11 protein-coding genes are annotated in these 18138 nt (G+C 63.7%); all 11 read right to left on the bottom strand.

Annotation, left to right across the window (positions count from 1 at the left end; all coding sequences use genetic code 11):
- Nucleotides 1-13 precede the first annotated feature (13 nt).
- Entirely contained in the window at nt 14-3190 is a 3177-nt protein-coding gene (locus I2H31_RS17595; protein WP_196294367.1) for a SusC/RagA family TonB-linked outer membrane protein, read from the bottom strand.
- Nucleotides 3191-3273: 83 nt separating this feature from the next.
- On the bottom strand, nt 3274-5670 hold the full coding sequence (locus tag I2H31_RS17590; protein WP_196294366.1) for a beta-glucosidase family protein: 2397 nt from the start codon (nt 5668-5670) through the stop codon (nt 3274-3276).
- Nucleotides 5671-6085: 415 nt separating this feature from the next.
- Complete coding sequence (locus I2H31_RS17585; RefSeq protein WP_196294365.1) at nt 6086-8032, bottom strand: 7TM diverse intracellular signaling domain-containing protein; 1947 nt, start codon at nt 8030-8032, stop codon at nt 6086-6088.
- A 166-nt stretch (nt 8033-8198) separates the two neighbouring features.
- Nucleotides 8199-10775, bottom strand: coding sequence for a DUF5686 and carboxypeptidase-like regulatory domain-containing protein (locus tag I2H31_RS17580; protein ID WP_196294364.1), 2577 nt, complete (start codon nt 10773-10775; stop codon nt 8199-8201).
- 324 nt (nt 10776-11099) lie between these two features.
- Nucleotides 11100-11429 (bottom strand): hypothetical protein, encoded by a 330-nt coding sequence (locus I2H31_RS17575; RefSeq protein WP_196294363.1) that lies wholly within the window; start codon nt 11427-11429, stop codon nt 11100-11102.
- The gene (locus I2H31_RS17570; RefSeq protein WP_196294362.1) at nt 11429-11989 is read right to left on the bottom strand and encodes a hypothetical protein; all 561 of its coding nucleotides are present in this window, start codon (nt 11987-11989) and stop codon (nt 11429-11431) included. The genes I2H31_RS17575 and I2H31_RS17570 overlap by 1 nt, the downstream gene beginning before the upstream one ends.
- A 68-nt stretch (nt 11990-12057) precedes the next feature.
- Complete coding sequence (locus I2H31_RS17565; RefSeq protein ID WP_196294361.1) at nt 12058-13392, bottom strand: family 1 glycosylhydrolase; 1335 nt, start codon at nt 13390-13392, stop codon at nt 12058-12060.
- A gap of 135 nt (nt 13393-13527) precedes the next feature.
- Entirely contained in the window at nt 13528-15222 is a 1695-nt protein-coding gene (locus I2H31_RS17560) for a GMC family oxidoreductase (protein WP_196294360.1), read from the bottom strand.
- Between the two features lie 157 nt (nt 15223-15379).
- A complete protein-coding gene (locus I2H31_RS17555; RefSeq protein WP_196294359.1) occupies nt 15380-16003 on the bottom strand; it encodes a gluconate 2-dehydrogenase subunit 3 family protein in 624 nt (207 codons plus the stop codon).
- Between the two features lie 257 nt (nt 16004-16260).
- Nucleotides 16261-17106 (bottom strand): SDR family oxidoreductase, encoded by an 846-nt coding sequence (locus tag I2H31_RS17550; protein ID WP_230687907.1) that lies wholly within the window; start codon nt 17104-17106, stop codon nt 16261-16263.
- A 177-nt stretch (nt 17107-17283) separates the two neighbouring features.
- On the bottom strand, nt 17284-18066 hold the full coding sequence (locus I2H31_RS17545; protein WP_196294357.1) for an MIP/aquaporin family protein: 783 nt from the start codon (nt 18064-18066) through the stop codon (nt 17284-17286).
- Nucleotides 18067-18138 lie beyond the last annotated feature (72 nt).

The raw sequence follows: 18138 nt of genomic DNA, 5'->3' as shown, positions 1-18138 counted from the left end.
GAATGTAAAAGGATTAGAACCCGATGTTCAAGCCGCCGAGGAAAACGCGGGTTTGGGGGTAAATGCCCAGGTCGACGCCGCTGGCGCTCACCTCCGGGTCGAAGCCGGTGTACTTGGTGAGCGTTATCAGGTTTTGGGCCGTGAAGTACACGCGAATCTGAGCGGCCGAAATGCGGCTCAGCACGGCGCGGGGCAGCGAGTAGCCCAGCGTCAGGTTCTTGAGGCGCACGTAGGAGCCGTCCTCGATGTAGTGGGTCGACACGCGCAGGTTGCTGTTCGGGTCGCCGTTGATGGCGCGCGGAATGTCGTTGCTCGTGCCCGGGCCGGTCCAGCGGCCCAGGATGCGGGTAGTGCCGTTGGTGGTGCTATACAGCGCGCTTTCCGTGATGTAGCGGTTGAGGTTGTACACGTCGTTGCCGCGCACGCCCTGGATGAAGAAGCTCAGGTCAAAGTTTTTGTAGCTGGCCGTGTTGGTCATGCCGAACGAAAAGTCGGGGTTCGGATTGCCGATGAACGTGCGGTCCTTGTCGGTGATGGTGCCGTCGCCGTTCAGGTCCTTGAACTTGATGTCGCCGGGGCCGGTGCCGCTGAGCTGGTAAAAGTCGGCCTTGGCCGAGCCGGCTTTGGCTGCCGCGTTCAGGCCGTTCAGCTCTTCCTGGCTTTGAATCAGGCCGTCGGCCACGTAACCGTAGAAGGAGCCAAAGGCCTGGTTGACGTCGTAGCGCACAATGGTGCCGCTCAGCGACGTCAGGCCGTTGTAGGGGATGCCGGCGCCCAGCGACTCCAGGCGGGTTTTGAAGGCCGAGAAGTTCAGCGTGGTCGACCAGTTCAGCGCGCCATCGGCCCCCCCGGTGAAGTTGTGCGAGGTCAGCGAGAGGTCGATGCCGCGGTTGTAAGCCGAAGCGGCGTTGGCGTTCACCGACTCGTAAGTGCCCGACACCAAGGACGGCGGCACGCCCGCAATCAGGTTGGGCGAGTTGCGGTTGTAGAGGTCGATGCTGGCTTCAAACCGGTTGTCCATAAAGCCCATGTCCAGCCCGATGTTGGCCTGGTCGTTGTATTCCCAGCGCAGGTTGGGGTTGGGCAGGCGCGTGGGTGCCCCGCCCGTGTTGAGGGCCCCGTCTGAGCCAAACGGGTAGTTGATGCCAAAGTTGATGGAATACAAATAGGCGAAGCGACCGGCGTTCAACTCGTTGCCCACCCGACCGTAGCCGGCGCGCAGCTTCAGGTTGCTGACGGTGCGGTTGCCTTTCAGGAATTCCTCCTCCGAAATGCGCCAGCCCACCGAGCCGCCGGGGAAGAAGCCGAACTTGTTGCCCGGCTGGAAGCGCGACGACCCGTCGTAGCGCAACGTGGCCTGGACGATGTACTTGCCGGCAAACTCGTAGTTCAGGCGGCTGAAGTAGCTGGCCAGGCGCCGGGGCGGGTCCACGGTCCCCCCGTTGCTGAGCAGCGGGTTGATGGGGCCCGAGTTGATGGTCTGCAGGTCGTTGCGCAGGTACTGCGTCCGGTTGGCCGAGATGTTGCTGAAGTTAAACTCCTGCGCCGACTGGCCCACCAGGAACGTGACGTGGTGCTTGTCGCCGCCGAACGTGCGGTCGTAGGTGGCCGTGTTCTCAATCAGGTAAGTCGGCGCGTAGCTCGACGTGGCTGAGGCGCCGGCCGTGGTGTAGCGTTGCGTGTAGCCGGCCAGTTCGGGGCCCTTGGGCGAGAAGCTGTTGAAGTTGTCGTAAATCATGTCAACGCCCACGTTGGTGCGGAAGCGCAAGCCTTTCAGCGGCTCCAGCTCGGCGTAGAACGTGGTGATGGCGCGGTTGCGGGTGAACTTCTGGTTGGTGCGCAGCGAAGTGGCCAGCGGGTTTTCTTCCGTGAAGTTGTCGGCCGCGCCGTTGGGCTGGTACCAGTAGCCGTCGGGGCGGTAGGCCTGCACCGTGGGTGGAATGCGCAGCAGCTGCTGCACGGCGCCGTATTCGTTGTTGCCGCCGTTGCCGCCGCCGTTGCTCGACACCTGCCGGTCGCCCAGGTGCGTGAGCGAGATGCTATTGCCGATTTTTAGCATTTTGCCAATCTGCACGTCGCCGTTGGCCCGCAGCGTAAAGCGCTCGAAATTGGTGCCTACGATGATGCCGTCCTGCTGGAAGTAGGTGCCCGACAGCGCGTAGCGGGCCTTCTCGCTGCCGCCCGTGGTCGAGAGCGAGTAGTTCTGAATCTTGGCCTGGCGGAACAGCAGGTCCTGCCAGTCGGTGCCTTCACCCAGCGAATTTGGGTCGCGCAGCTTGTCGAGCGCAATGGGCTTGCCGGCGGCAATGAGCGACTCGTTGTTGATGGTGGCGTACTCTTTGGCGTTGAGCAAGTCCAGCTTGCGCGCCAGAATCTGCACGCCCCGGTAAGCATCGACGTTGACGTTGGTTTTGCCGGCTTTGCCCCGCTTGGTCGTGATGATAACCACCCCGTTGGCCGCGCGCACGCCGTAGATGGCGGTGGCCGAAGCGTCTTTCAGGATGTCAATCGTTTCGATGTCGTTGGGACTGATGGCGTTCAGCTGGCTGTCGCCATTGTCGGGCAGCGGAAAGCCGTCGACCACGAAGAGCGGGTTGTTATTGCCGGCCGACGTGATGCCGCGCACCCGAATGGCCGTGCCCGCCGCCCCGCCGGGCGCCCCGCCGTTGGAGGTGATGGTGACGCCGGAAACCTTGCCCTGAATGGCCTGGGTCACGTCGGGCACGGGCTGGCGCACGATGTCGGCCGAGCCCACCGACGAAATGGCGCCCGTCACACTGCCCCGCTCCTGGGTGCCGTACCCCACCACCACCACTTCATTCAGCTTCTGGGCATCTTCTTTCAGGCTCACGCTCACGGCGCTGGCGTTGGCAGCCGTCACCACCACGGTTTGGGTGGTGTAGCCTATAAAGCTGAACACCAGCGTGCTACCCTCGGGTGCTGTCAGGCTGAAGGCACCATCGGCGTTGGTGCTGGTGCCCACGGAGGTGCCCCGCACGAGCACCGTCACGCCGGGCAGGCCAGTCCCGTCGGGCCCGGTCACGCGCCCGCTCACGGGCACCTCGGCCGCCGGCCGAACCAGCGGGTGCGCTGCCGCCACCGGCGCACTGTGCGCCAGCACCGGAAGCCCGCATGCCAACACCACCGCCGAACGGTGGAGCAGCGTATTTAAGTAAACAAGTCGCTTCATAATGAGAATTGTGAAGTGGGTGGGAAAAAATGAAAAGCTGTAGCACCGGTACCAGCAAGGCACCGCAAATCAGATTAATTAAATTAGTTCGTTGAGCCAGTAGTTTTGGCCGGAGCGGGAACACTGTGGGCACTGGCGCCGCCCGCGTAGCGGAACCGCGCCTGCTCCGTACCCACCCGCAGCGTGTACCAGCCGTCTTCGAGCTGCGGCCGGCCCTGGCCGTCGGGGTAGCTCAGGTCGCGCAGCGGGTCGATGTCGAAGGTCAGTTTCCGGCTTTGCCCGGCGGCGTAGGGCTGCTTCTCGAAGTGCTTGAGCAGGCGCACCGGCCGCGCAATCCGACCCACCTCGTCGGTCAGAAACCACAGGGCCGCTTCCTGCCCGGCGCGGGCGCCGGTGTTGGCCACCTGCACGGTGGCGCGCAGCTTGGCGCCGGTTCCAGTGAGTACCGAGTCGCTCAACGTCAGCCCCGAGTAGCGGTAGGAAGTGTAGCTCAGGCCTTCGCCAAACTCGGTGAGCATGTTGCTTGTATACTTGGCCCCAGCCGGGGCAAAGCCGGCCGCGAAGTCGCGCAGGTCGGCGCTGTTCTCGTTGGCGTCGTGGTGGTAGTTGGTGACGTGGCCGGCAAATTGCGGGTAAGTAAACGGCAGCTTGCCGCTCGGATTGGTTTTGCCGCTGATGACTTCGGCCAGCGCCGTGCCCCCGCCGTAGCCCGGCAGTCCCGCCCAGATAACGGCCGAACTGGCGCCCGCCACCGCCCGCACAATGCTCGGCCGGCCGCCGATGACGACCAGCACCGTGGGCTTGCCGCTGGCCTGCGCCGCGCGCGCCAGCTGCTGCTGGTCGTCGGGCAGGGTCAGGTCCGAGGTATTACCCAGCACTTCGGTATACGGCCGCTCGCCCAGGGCCAGCACCACGGCATCGGCCCGCTTCGCGGCGGCTCCCGCGCTGGCCAGCAAGGACTTGCCTTTAGAGTCGCGGCCGGGCAGCGTTTCAATAATGGCGTGGGGGTACTCCTTCCGCAGGGCTTCCACCAGCGTGGGCACGTCTTTAGGGTACGCTTCTTCAGCGCGGCCCTGCCAGGCCAGCGTCCAGCCGCCACACAGGTTGGCCCGCGACTCGGCCGAGGGCCCGAGTACCAACAGGCGCTTCACGAGGGCCGGAGCCAGCGGCAGCACGTTCTTCTCGTTTTTCAGCAACACCAGCGACTCGCGAGCCGCCGCCACGGCCTGGGCGCGCAGGGCCGGGTCGCCCACGCGGGCCAGCCGGTCGGCGCGCGGCAGCGGGGTTTCAAAGAGGCCAATTTCATCCTTCATCTGCAACATCCGGCCCGCCGAAAGCGTGATGCGCTCCTCGCTTAGGCGGCCCTCCTGCACCAGCTCTTTGGCGTAGCGGCAGAAGTTGGTGTTGTAGGGCGTCATGGCCACGTCGATGCCGGCGTCGATGGCCATCCAGGTGGCTTCCTTTTCGTTGGCGGCCACTTTCTGCACACGCGCCATGCGGTTGATGTCCTCCCAATCCGTCACCACCACACCCCGGAAGCCCATCTGGCGGCGCAGCAAGTCGGTGAGAATGGCCTTCGACGCGTGCACGGCTTCCCCGTTAATTTCGCCGGAATTTACCATCACGCTCTTCACCCCGGAATCGATTGCGGCTTGGAACGAAGGACGAAAGAACTCCTGCAAGCGCTGGTCGGGAATGAGGGCGTTGGTGCGGTCCCACCCGTTGCGCGGGTCTGAGTACCCAAGAAAGTGCTTGGCGCAAGCCGCTACTTTGTAAGGGGCTATGTCGTTATTAGACTGCAGCTCCCGCACGTAAGCCGCGCCCAGCGTAGCCGCTACCAGCGGGTCTTCGCCGTAGGTTTCGTAGAGCCGCGGCCAGTAGGTGTTCACGCCCAGGTCCAGCACCGGCGAGAACTGCCAGCGGTGGCCCAAGTCCGCCGATTCCAGCACGGTGGCGCGGGCGGTTTGGCGGGCCAGCTCGGGGTTGAAGGTGGCACCCAGGTTGAGATTGTGCGGGAAAATGGTGGTGCCACTTACGTAGCTGGCCCCATGCATGTGGTCGATGCCGTAGATGATGGGCACGTGCAGCCGCGACTCGCGCAGGGCAATGCGCTGGAGCGCGGCCACGTAGCGCAGCCACTGCGCGGCCGGCACTGCCTGACCGTTGATGAACGAGCCGACGTGAAAGTCCCGTACCAAAGCAGTTGCCTTGGCTGAGTCCAACACCACGTCCTTGTCTTCGCCCGTGGTGTTGATGGCCGAAATGTTGAGCTGGGTCATCTGCCCGATTTTCTCCTCCAGCGTCATCTGAGCCAGCAGTTGCTGCACCCGCGGGCTGAAAGTAGTTTCGGGCCGGTTGGCTGCCACCGGCGCGCTCGCTGAGACTGCTGGAGCCACTGCAACGGTAGGCACCGCCGCCCGCTGACACCCGAGGCACAGCGCCATGGTCAGCAGGTGCGCGGGCCAGCGGTGACGGCGCATAAACGCCGGCAGTGGGGCACGGGCAGGCACTTTCAAAAAGAAGGTGGCAGCGGTAAAAAACACGAGCGTCAGGTGGGATAGGACGCTCAAATGTATAAGGGCGTGTTTGGCAAATGCAAGAACGAAAACTGCGTCTATTGGCTGTTTTGGCTGTTTTTGCGTTTGCCCCACCTAATGCTTATACGCTTGCTGCACACACACACAACAGGCTTTAGGGCTTGCCGCATCGGGCAGCGCCTTTTCGTGGAATTGGTTCTTGGTCTAAAAAACAACGAAAAAAAACGCTTGCAATCAGAAAAAAATTACTCTTCAGCTACCTGCGCCCGTACTCCGACAGATTATTTGTCTGCACGAGTTGCCAGTGCCCAATCAGGGTAAACCGCCTCGTCGCAATCGTTGCCGGGCAAATGCCTGGCTATTTCTCGCTATCCACCGAGGCTTCTTCGGCCAGTTCCGGTTCGGTGGTAGCGTCCAGCAGCACGTGCGTCCACGGTTCGCCGTCTTCGTAGTCGGCGGCCTGGCGGCGGCGCTGCAAGGCCGCCAGCACCTTTTGCGCAAATGCCCAACTGGTGGCTTGGCGCAACTCCAGCACTCGGGCCAGTTCCGAAGCCGAGTAATTGCCTCTGTGCGCGTGCAGCAGAAACACGGCATACAAGGCCTTCACAATAGAAAACTTGCACTTCTGCAGCAGCGTACCGGCTGTGGCCGACTCCACGTAGCGGCAGCGGGTACAGCGGCGGGCGTGGGGTTCGCGGGCTTCGCAGCTTTTCTCGTGGCCGCATTTGCGGCAGCGGTAGCTGCTGTGGCCCCATTTCAGGTCGGCGAGGTAGCGCAGGCAGGCATCCTTGTCCGGGTAAATCTGGCTGAACTCGCCGAAGTCTACCTCGCGGGCTTCGATGCGGGCAGCCTTTTCGGCGTGCAGGTCGCGGCTAAGCTCGGCGTTCAGGTTCTCGATGGCCGCCGATTGCAGGGCCAGCAGGCCGTTGGCTTCCAGCAACTCACGGTTTTGGGCGGCCACGGTGTCGTTTTGGCGGCGCAGCTCGGCGGTGCGCTGGGTCACGAGGGCTTCCAGCTCGGAGTTGAGGCGGTCCTTTAGCTCCTGGTTTTCACGCATTTGCTCCACCAGGCGGTCCTGGGCCTGGTGCTTTTTGCGGAGCTGCTTCAGCAGGCGGTGCTGGGTGAGCAGGGTGGTGTCCATCAGGCCTTTGAGCTTTTCGCCCAGCGCGTAGCTCAGGATGACCACCTCGGCCACGAAGGCAGCATAGAGGCTATAAACGGTGTAGGCATTGTTGTAGAAATTAATGCCCAGCTTGCGCATGATGAGGAAAACCAGGCTGGTGGCCACCAGCGCCTGGGCCAGCAGCAGGTAGCGGGCCGGCCGCAGCCCGCTCCGGTACGCCCGGAAAGCCGAGTAATACAGCAGCCCATACGGCAGCAGGTACAGCCAGAAGCTAAACCCCGAATGAATCAGGGCCGCGTCGAGCACCAGCAGCGTGGTGCTCAGGCCCACCACCCAGCGCCCCACGCGGTACAAGGTGGGCAGGCGAGAGGCCATGTCGAGAAAGCCGCTGGCGTACACTGCAAACGTGATGAGCAGCAGCACCGGAGCCGCCGCGCCGATGAAATGGTTGAGCCCCGGCCCACCGGGCCACAGGTACTGAAACCCCAGCCCGTCTTCCGTCAGAAACAGCAGCGTGCCGCTCAGCACGTAGAGCACGTAGAATAAATAGGTCTGTTCTTTTAGAAAAAAGAACAGTATCAGGTTGTAAAGCAGCATGATGGCCAGCACGCCATAGAACACGCCCAGCAACCAGTACTGCACCGACAGCTCCGGAATCAGTCCCGGCCCGCTGTGCAGCATGGCCCGGAAGCTGGTGCGGGTGTCGGAGTGCAGGCGCAGGTAGTAGGTGGCCGTCTGGCCCGGTCGGGGCGGCAGGTCAAACAGGAAGTTTTTATAAGGGTGCGGGCGCGTGGCAAACGAGAGGCTGGCCCCCGTCACCACGCTGTCGTAGCCTGCGGCGGCGCCAGGGCGGGGGCGGAAAAACACGGCCTGGCCAATGTGCGAGTCGTAAAGCTCCAGGTACCAAGCGGCCGTCTCGTTGAGTGCGTGGCGCACGGTGATGCGCAGCCAGTAGGCGCTTTGGGTGCGGTTGATGTTGGACGGGTGCCCCGAGCCGCGCAGCCGCTCGAAGCGCCGGCTCCAGGCCGGGCTGTGCACTTCGGCGAAGCTGAGCCGGCCCGTGGGGTCTTCCAGCAAGCTGTAATAATTTTCGTCGAGGTAGATGGCCGACTGGGCGGGGTTGACGACGAGGGTGTCTTCGGGGGCGGCGTGCGCCGGAAAACTGCTTCCCACGAATGCCATCAACAGGAAGCCGAAGCCCGCCAAGAGCCGCCGCCACCCTTTCCCAACCTCGCCGCATTGGCCCGAAAGCGAATGGGTAGTGCGTGATTGTTGCATAAGACGCCTAAAATACAAAAAGCCCACCGGCTTTGGGCCGGCGGGCTTCGCAAACCAAAGGCGGCGGGCGCTACAAGCGGAACTGCGCGCCTACTTTGACGCCGAAATTCTGGTGTTTGGGCGTGATGGGCGTGTCCTGCGCAGGCTGGTCGCGGTAGGTGAGGCGGTGGATGAAATCGACCCGGATAAACTTGAAAATGTTCTCGATGCCGTAGCCCACTTCCACGTAGGGCTGCTTGTCGAGGGTGGGGATGGGGGCCAGCTCGTGGCCGCCCATGTCGCGCCGAGGCTGCGTGGTGTTGGCGTTCGACAGGCTGCCGTAGAGCAGGTTGGCCGTGCCCACCAGGCGCCAGTTGAGCGAACGAATGCCGGGGATGCCGTTTAGAAAGAGCCCTTCAAAATGATGGTCGAGGCGCAGCGACACCGAGTGGTCCGTCACGAACTCGAAGTAGTTCATCAGGTTGAAGGAGTTGGCGTTATAGAACGGCGTTTGGTTGCCGAGCGGCGTTTTGAGGATGAGGTAGGGCACGGCATCCGGAATGTAGCTGCCTTCCACGCGGTAGTTCAGGCGGCCCAGCTGGCCCACCGAGGCGCTGTGCGTGATGAGCAGGTTGAACTTCTGGTAGGGCGGCGGGGTGTTCTTCTCGAACAGGTTGCGGTAGCCGAACGTGTAGCGGAACGTGAACACGGGCAGGCGCTTGAGGCCCACCGCGCGGCGCCGGTTTTCGCTTTGCACCAGGTTTTCGTCGGGGGCGTAGCGCGATTCCAGCACCACTTCCGACAGCGTTAGGTCGTGGCCGATGGGCGCCGTCGGGCCACGGTCGGAAGTGGAGTAGTAAGCGAAGTCGTGCAGCGGCGAAATGTCCTGGTGGCGCGCCGTCAGGGTCTGGGTGAAGCCGTGAAACAGGTCGCGCTGTACGCTCAGCGAGTACAAATCGCGCAGGATGGGCCGGCCCTGAATGAAGCGGCCCCAGCGGGAGGCGGCCGCAAACAAATTATTATCAGAAGTAAAGTCGTTGTCGAGCAGGGCCACCTGCTCCACGTCGTGCTTGAACTCGCCGGTGAACACCGTCCAGTGCCGGCGCTCGGCAATGTAGTAGGTTCGGATGCCGTACTTGATGCGGGTGTCCTTGGTGCCGTAGGCCACGTAGCCCTGCGTCACCCAGTCGCGGCTGATGTCGGGCGTGGTGCGGAAACCCAGCCGGATGCGGCTGCCTTCGTAGTCGTTGTGCGCATACGAGGTGAGGATGGGGCCCACGTCCCAGCGGCCCACGCGCTTGTAGCCGTTCACAAACAAGTCGACCCAGTCCAGCAGGTTGCGCACCGAAGGCAGCTGCTTGGCCGAGTCGAGCACGGCAAACGTCTGGCGCTCCGAGAGGCTGAGCGTGTCGGGGCGGTGCTCGTCGAAGTAGCCGCGGGCGCCGCCCTGCGGCACGCTGGCGAGCAAGCCACCGCCCTGCTGCTCGGCGGGCTCCATCAGCGACGACACGATGGGCTGGTCGTAAAAGCCAGGCTCGGTGTGCAACTGGTTCCGCACGAAGTTGCTGCTCACCGTGGTAAAGCGCACCAGCATGGCGGCCTGCTTTTCGTAAGGCCGCACGCTGAGCACCAGCTTGGTGCGGATGGGCAGGCCCGGCCCGTCGCCGGGCGAGGTGAAGTCTTGGTAAATGCGCAGGTCGCTCACGAAGTTGATGTTGGCGTCGGGGCTGGCCACCACGTCGATGCGGCGCAGCGCGTAGCCTTCCTGCGTAATCCAGATGGTGCCTTTGAAGGCCAGGTCGTGGCTGCGCTTGGGCGTGACGGCGATTTTGTAGCACCAGTCCTTGCCCACAAACACGGAATCCTGCAGCTCGTAGTCGTAGGTCAGGCGGCCACCTTCGGCGATGGGGGAGATGAAGTCCTTGCCCAGCACGTTCTGCCAGTTGGGGTAGAAGTCGAAGTTCTGGAAGTTGGAACCCAGCATCTGCGAGAGGATGGAGCCCTCGCGCGGGCCGGCGCCGCGCATCTGCTTGTGCAGCAGGTCCTCGCGGCGGCGCAGCGGCGCGTTGCGCTGGTACACCCGCGAGCCCACTTCGGACGCGAAAATGGGCAGCGGGGCGTCGGCATCGGCAGCGGCGGCGGCGCCCTGGCGCACGGCCAGCGCCCGAATGTCTTTGATGACCTTGCGCTTGGCCAGGTTGGCGGGCACGTCAATCAGGCTGGTTTCGATGCGGTTGTAGGAGTCGTACTCGGCTGCCTGCAGGGCCGAACGCTCGTTTTCGGGCTTGTGGCGCTGCACTTCGCGCAGGATGCGGAAGGCCGGGTTTTCGGGCTGGCGCGACGACACCACCACTTCGCCCAGGGCCACGCCGCCGGTTTTCAGCCGGAACAGCACGGTTTGCGTGGCGGCGTCGCTGAGCTTGCGCCGCAGCGTGGCAAAGCCCATGGCCGAGGCCGCAATGGAATCGGGCGAGCCCGTGATGGCCAGCTTGAACTTGCCGTCGGCGTCGGCCGTGACGCCGAAATTGGTCTTGGGTACGAAGATGGACGCAAACGGCACCGGCTCGCCGTTGGTGGCCTCCACCACTTGGCCGCTGATTACGATACGCTGGGCGGCGGCTGGCAATACCAAGAGGAGTGCCAGGAGCAGCGGAGCAAAAAATTTCATACGGAGTAGTGTCGGGCCAAATGCAAGGAACTGTTGTAGTCTCGCAATTTACGCAAAGCGTGCATGGCTCCCAACTAGTTCCAGGCCGAAAGTATGAAAATTTCGGGCCAACTGTTAAACCTGGCGGCTCAACTGCTGTCCGGGCCCGGCCAAGGGCGCGCCGGTGCGTCGCCAAATCCGATTTTGCCCGCTGTCATCTTCATTTTCAGGGTACCCGGAGTCACTGGGCGAACCCAAAACGTTTGCGGCCTCCAAACCACCCGCGACTGCACGGCCAGCTATGCCAAAACCAATTCATCGACCAAAACCGCACGGAAGCGTGCCCTAGTCGGCAAGGCAAAAATTATCAGGTAGCCCGGTGAGCCAGATTTCGGCGCCGGCCCCTGCCGCCACGGCCGCATCAATATCCAGGAGCAAGCCTTGCTCCGCAGTCGCAGGTGTTTCCGGGCGGGTTATTTCTTCCACCGTGGCCACGGCCGGGTGGCGCGTGCCGTCGGGCAGCACCACCTCCACGGCCAGCGCGGTGTGCAGGGCATAGGCCGCCAGCGCGGGCGCCGGCCCGGCGGGCAGCACCAGCAGGCCGAGGCCGGGCAGGGGCCAGGCGGCGGCCACGTGTAGCAGCCGGGGAGCGGGCGTGTTGGGGGTGGGTGGCATCAGGGCTGGGCTGGGTTTTCGGGCGGGGCCGCCTTTTTGCGGCGCGGCCCGGGCCGCAGGAAGTTAGCGGCATTCGAGATAACGAAAACCGTGGACACGAAGCCGGCTATTTTTTCCAGCAGCAACAGGACTTCGGTGGAGCCCGCCGCGGGCACCGCGCCGCCTTCGGAGTTGCTGATGAGCGTGCCCACGCTGAAATAGAACAACTGTCCGAACACCGCCAATTCACTGCCCGGACGCAAGCTGTTGAAGGCGTGGTCGTTCACGCGGTAGAGGCAATAGAAGTCGAGCGCGAAGGACAGCACAATCATGAAAAGATTGAGCGAGACCAACAGCACAAACTGCCGGAATGCCTGGCGCAGCGCGGCCAGGGCCCGGAAATTGTGCAGCAGGAAATAGCCGGTTTTGCCCGCCGCACCTACCAGCAGCACGGCCGTGATGACGTTGGGCGACAGGCCCTCATACTTGTCAACCAAATACAACCCCAGGCCCAGCAGCAACAGCAGGCCGTGCTGCCAAAGCAGCTGATGCAACTGGTTTTGGGGCCGCGGGCGACTCATAATGCCAAAGAAAAAGCGGGCGAGGCGCACGCGGGGCAAAAGAACAACGGGAATTTCCGGCTTTTTGCCTACACCTCCACTTTCAGCGTGGCTGGCTCTTTGGTTACTTCAAACAGCTCGCCGTGGGGCACGATGGTGATTTGGCCGTATTCCTGCAGCAGCATCTTGTAGCATTCGGCCACGGGGCGGGGCTTGCGGTCGAGGTCGAAGAGGCCGCAGGGGTTCACTTTGCCCACTTTGCGGGCCAGGCCGATGTCCCAATCCAGCTGGTCGATGAGCGAGTACCAGGTGAAGCCGAGCACGGGCACGCCCTCGTCGCGCATGCGCAGGATATTCACCCACTGCTTCCAGAGCCAGGTCGGGGCGTTGTGGGCTTCCAGCACGTTGGTTTCGGTGTGCATCACGGGCTTGCGGTAGCGGCGGTAGTATTCGAGGGTGATGTTGTACCAGCCCAGCACGTCCATGCTGGTGCACAGCGTGCCGTCGGGCAGGATGATGCGCTCGTTGCGGCCGTAGTAGTCGTTGCCCATAATCTGGTAGCCGGGCGGCTCGCCGGCCATGAACCAGTCGTACTCGCGCCGGGTCAGGCCGTTGTCGAAGAGGTAGTTGAGCACGTCGCCGTCCGGGTGGTGGGCGTAGAGCAAGTCCAGCGAGACAAAGCGCAGCTTGTTTTCCAGCGTGACCTGCGGCGAGGGGTTGGCGCGCAGTTCGTGGATGTATTCGGCCGACTCGCTCTGCACGATGATGCAGTCGGGCCGGTGCACGGCAATCTGCTGGGTGGCCAGGATGCTGGCCGCCACCAGGTGCTTCATGGCCGTCACAAAACCGCGGTCGGACTTCAGCTGCTCGTTCCAGACGCCGTCTTTGGCGCTCATGCGCGCCGTCACGTAGATTTCGTTGATGGGCGTGTAGTAGCGCACCCAGGGGTAGCGCCGGGCCACGGCCCCCGCGTACTCGGCAAAATGAATGGGTAACTCAGGGTTCTGGAAGTTACCCAGCCAGTCGGGCACGCCGAAGTGCAGCAAATCCAGAATGGGCGTGATTTCTAGGCGCTGCATCTCGGCCATCACCTGGTCGGCAAATTCCCAGTTGTATTTCCCTGGCCCGAGGTGCGTCTTATAATACGGCAGCCCGTAGCGTAGCACTTTCAGCCCCAGGTTTTTCACCAACGCCAGGTCTTCGCGCCACCGTTCGTAGTGGCCGCACTCCTGCAGCAGGTCGCGCCGCGTGCGGCCGTGGTCAATGGTCGGGTTCGAGCATTCGATGCCGGTGGCAAACATGAAGTTGTTGGGCAGGCCGGTGGGCAGGCCACGGCCGTCGTGCCCGCGCGCGCCGCCAAACTCGTCGCCGGCGTAGTTGCCGTCGCCGTATTTTTCCTTGATGTGGGTGAGGAAAGCTTTCATTATGCTTGATTATGACTGAGAATGTCATGCAGAGCGTAGCGAAGCATCTTTACCGCAACACTAATACAAACAATGAGTTACTGCTGCGGTAAAGATGCTTCGCTACGCTCTGCATGACGGTCTTTTTGTACTCGTTCATGCGTCGCGCCGCTGCTGGCTTTTCAGAAACTTGTCCGCCGTGCGCAGGCTCAGCGCCATAATGGTCAGGGCCGGGTTCACGCTCAGCGCGCTGGGAAAAACGGAGTTGTCGCAGATGTACAGGTTGGGTACGTCGAAGGCGCGGCCATTGGCGTCCACCACGGCGTCGTCGCCGCTCAGGCCCATGCGGGCCGTGCCGATGACGTGCGCGTAGCGCGGAAACGCCCAGATGTCGGTGGCGCCGGCGGCTTCCCAGATGCGGCGCATCAGGGCTTCGGCGTGCTGGTTCATGCGCACCTCGTTTTCCTGGGCGGTGAAGTGCAGGCGCGGCTTGGGCAGGCCGCGGGCGTCTTTTTCCTCGGCCAGCTCCAAGTAGTTGTCGGCGTGAGGCAGGCAGTCGCCGAGGATGTTGATGCCGGCCACGTGGTTGTAGCTTTTCATGTAGTCGCGCAGCCGCTGGCCCCAGAATTTGCGCCCCCGTGCCACCTGTCCGGCAAAGGTGACGGGCATAATGCCAATGCTTTGCAACAGGTAGCCGCCCACAAAGTCGGCGTCCTGCGGCCGGTGCGTGTCCTGCGAAATCAACGCGCCCGGGATGCCTTTGTTTGGCCGCACGCTTTCGGCAAACGTGCCGAAAACCTGCACGCCGGGATGCGCCATGAGGTTTTTGCCCACTTGCCCGCTGGTCAAAGCCAGCTCATTCAGCAGCAGCAAGCGAGGCGTTTCCACCGAACCGGCGCAAAGAAACAGGTGGCGGCAACGTTGCCGCTGCTGCTCCCCATTCTGCGTGTACACCACGCCGGTGATGCGGCCCTGTGCATCGCGCTCAATCTCGGTCACGAAGCTGCTGGGCCGGATGTCGGCTCCGTGCTTCACGGCCAAGGGAATGAACGTGACGTCCATGCTGGCCTTGGCGCCGTTGGAGCAGCCGGCTTGGCAAAACCCGCGGTTGGTGCAGGCCTCGCGCCAGCCAATGCCTTCCTGGTAGTAGCGCGCCGACAGCGCCGCATTGGCCGCTGGCGAGGTGCGGATGCCCAGTTTCCCGGCGCCGCGCACCATGAGCTGGGCGGCGCCATTCAGCGGCAGGGGCGCCAGCGGGTAGCCCTTGCGCCGGCCCGGCCCCCAGGGGTAGGGCGTGGGCCCCGAGATGCCCAGAAACTGCTCCAACTCTTCGTAATACGGCTCCAGCTCCTCGTAGCCAAATGGCCAGTCCTCGCCCTTCCCAAAGTCGCGCTTTAGGTGCAAGTCATCGGGCAATGGGCGCGGCGTGTAGGCCGTGTAGTGCAGCGTGGAGCCGCCCACGCCGGTGCCGGAGTTGTTTTTGCCCATGGCCAGCGGGTCGCGCCCGGCGGCCAGCCGCTCGTCGTTCCAAAACAGGAAGTTCTGGGCCTGCTCGTCGGTGGCGAAGTCCTTCCCGGGGTTGTGCCAGGGGCCGGCTTCCAGCGCCACCACCTTCAGGCCGGCCATGGCCAGGCGGGCCAGTAGCGGCGCCCCGCCCGCGCCCAGCCCAATCACCACGCAGTCCACTTCATTGGCCTCGGCGGGCAGGGCCTGCGGCTGTTCCAAAGGCGTATCCACGGGCGCGGCAGCAGCCGCGGGTTCGTCGGCCAGCAGCGCGCGCAGCAGCGGGTCCTGGATTTCAGGTTTCACGGGATTAAGGACACTTTCTTCCAGGGTTTCTTCGTCGGGCATGCGGTGGGTGGTGATGGGTGAGTGGTGATAGAAAACATCTGTCATCCTGAGCATTCTGCGAAAGCAGAGACGAAGGACCTTATCGCCGCTGAACGACTTGCAGTAATCAAAACCAGCAGCCGTGAGAAGGTGCTTCGTCTCTGCTTTCGCAGAATGTTCAGGATGACAGCCGCTGCTCGTTTGCCTCGTCAGGTTCCCGGTCTTCGCGCTCGTTCAGCCCAATTTTCGTCCAGGCGGGCAGGTCGGCCATGCCCACGTAGCCGATTTCCTCCTGGGCTAGCGGGTGGGCGTAGTAGGTTTCGGTGAGGCCGGCCAGCAGCTCTTCAAAAAAGCGGCCGGCGTCCAGGGTTTGCCAGGCGGCGCCGGGCGGGCGGCCGTCGGCCAGGGCGTGCAGCACGGCGTCTTGCTGCTCGGGCGCTAACGCCAGGAAATCAGCCTGAAACAGGCTCTGCGCAATTTCCTGAATGCCGCCCAGGCCCAGGCGCATGGCTTCGCGGTCGGGCGGCAGCGCGTCGTAGCGCCAGCCGTCGGCCAGGCCCTTGGCGAGGCGGTCGTCCAGGGCCGGGGCCAGGGCAATGGGCTGCTCCGGCCGGTCGGGCTGCGGAAACAGCCGGCTCGCCACCGCTTCCAGCAGCGCGTATGCTTCGGCACTCAGAAACTGGGGCTCGTAAGTGGCCGGGGCAGCGAGGCGCTCCTGCAAGGCGGCGCGGGTGGCCTCGGAAACGTGCTCGGTGCCGAGCAAAGCGCGCACGGTGCCGCTCGGGTAGGTGGGGACGGGCATAGAAAAAGCTTTAGCTGACGCGGTGCCGCATCGAACGGCTCAGCTAATAACTCCTTACGAGCAAAATCTTCCCGCGGACTGAGAAAAAGAACGCCGTGGGGAAAAGAACGCCCCGGAACAAATTGAGAACGTCATGTCGAGCTGGTCGAGACATCTCGCGTGCCACCACTAACCCTGTTGGTTGAATTACTGCCCCAGGCGAGATGTCTCGACCAGCTCGACATGACGTTCTCATTTATTCCAGGGCGCCCCGTCTCTTATTCGTCGCTGCTGAGCTTGCCGCCGGTCACGTGCACGAGGCTGCCGGTCATAAAGGAGCCGTCCTGCGAGGCCAGCAGCACGTAGGCGGGCGCGAGCTCTTCGGGCTGCCCGGGCCGCTTGAGCGCGACTTCGTGGCCGAACTTCTCGATTTCCTCAATGGGCATGGTGCCGGGGATGTTGGGCGTCCAGACCGGGCCCGGCACCACGCAGTTCACCCGGATGCCCTTCTCGCCCAGATACAAGGCCAGCGACTTGGTAAGGGCGTGAATGCCGGCCTTGGAAGCCGCGTAATCGACCAGAATGGGAATGCCCGTGATGCCCACGATGCTGCCCGTATTGATGATGCAGTCGTCCTTTTGCAGGTGCGGAATGGCCGCCTGGGCCATCCAGATGTAGCCGAGAATGTTGGTGTCGAACGTGCGGCGGATTTGCTCTTCGGGAATGTCCTCAAACTTCTCCTGGCTGTTCTGAAAGGCGGCGTTGTTCACCAGAATGTTCAGCCCGCCCAGCTCGGCCACGGTGCGGCGCACGGCCTGCTTGCACTGCTCCGAGTCGCGCACGTCGAGCTGCAGCAGCAGGCACTTGCGCTTTTCGCGCTCCACCAGTTGCCGGGTTTTCTCGGCATCCTCCACGTTTTCGTTGAAGACCACGGCCACGTGGGCACCTTCTTTGGCGAAGGCAATGGCCACGGCCCGGCCAATGCCCGAGTCGGCCCCGGTGATGAGGGCAATTTTGTCCTGGAGCTTGCCGGCGGCGCGGTAGTTGGCCAGGTCCGAGTCGGGCTGCAGCTTCATGTCGGCCTGCCTGGCCGGGTAGGGCAGCTTCTGGGCGCCGGCTTTCATGTCCTGGGCCGTGGGGCGGCGCTCGGGTTTGGCGGGGGCGGTCTTGGCGGCAGCGGGGGCTTTTTTAGCGGCGGGCTTGGCGGCTGCGGGTTTTTTGGTGGGCATGAGCAGAAGGAAATGGACTGTTCCGCTTACGCGTAAATTGACGGAAAGGCTACCCGCAGCATTTCTGTCGGACTACGCGGCCGGGTCGGGATACATCGGCGGGCGCTCGGCGCCGGCCCCGGCCCGGCGGTGGCGGCGGTAGGCTTCGGCGGTGGCCCACATGGCGGCCAGCGGGCCCAGAAAGTACAGCCAAAGGCCTTGCCACTGGCCCGCCGCGACGGCCGCGCCCAGCGTGCGGGCCGGGTTCAGGCTCATGCCCGAAAGCGGCGACTCCACGCTCACAAAGAGCGCCAGCAGCAGCCCGGCCAGCGCGCCCGCCCACTTTTTGCGCCGGGCCGAGTGCAGCGCCCACAGCAGCCCCAGCATCAGCCCGGCCGAAATCAGCATTTCGGCCCCCAGCGCCAGCGCCCAGCCGTGGGGTGCCTCAATGGGCCGGGTGGTGTTGTAGTGAATGAGGTGGTGGCCAAACCACGGCGCCAGCAGCCAGTACATGCCGAGGCCCGCCCCCAAAGCCCCTGCAAACTGCGCCAGCACATACCACACCGCGTCGGGGGTGCGGATGTGGCCAAGCTGCCAGAAACCCAGGGTCACGGCCGGGTTGAAGTGCGCACCCGAGCGCCGGCCCCAGGGCGAATAGGCCATGGCCACTATCAGCCCGCCCACCACCAGCCCCACCCCCGTGCGCTGCACCCACTCGTGCGGCCCCAGTGCCCGCGCCACGGCCGAAGCCGGGTGATGAAAGACGACCGCCGCCGTGCTCGATACCGCCAGAAACGCCATGATGCCGCCGGCCTCAACCAAATAGTGGCGCCAGTGCTGGCGCAGCGCCTGGGCCATGCGGGTGGCAAACGCCATAGCGAAACGGGAAAGGGTGGGCTTCTGCAACGCAGAAAAGCCCGACAAGTTGGCCATTTAGCCGCCTTTGCC

This window comes from Hymenobacter ruricola (assembly GCF_015694525.1).
Classification (GTDB): domain Bacteria; phylum Bacteroidota; class Bacteroidia; order Cytophagales; family Hymenobacteraceae; genus Hymenobacter; species Hymenobacter ruricola.
Note: the sequence above shows the minus strand (reverse complement) of the source record. Positions and strands in the feature narration are given on the sequence as shown.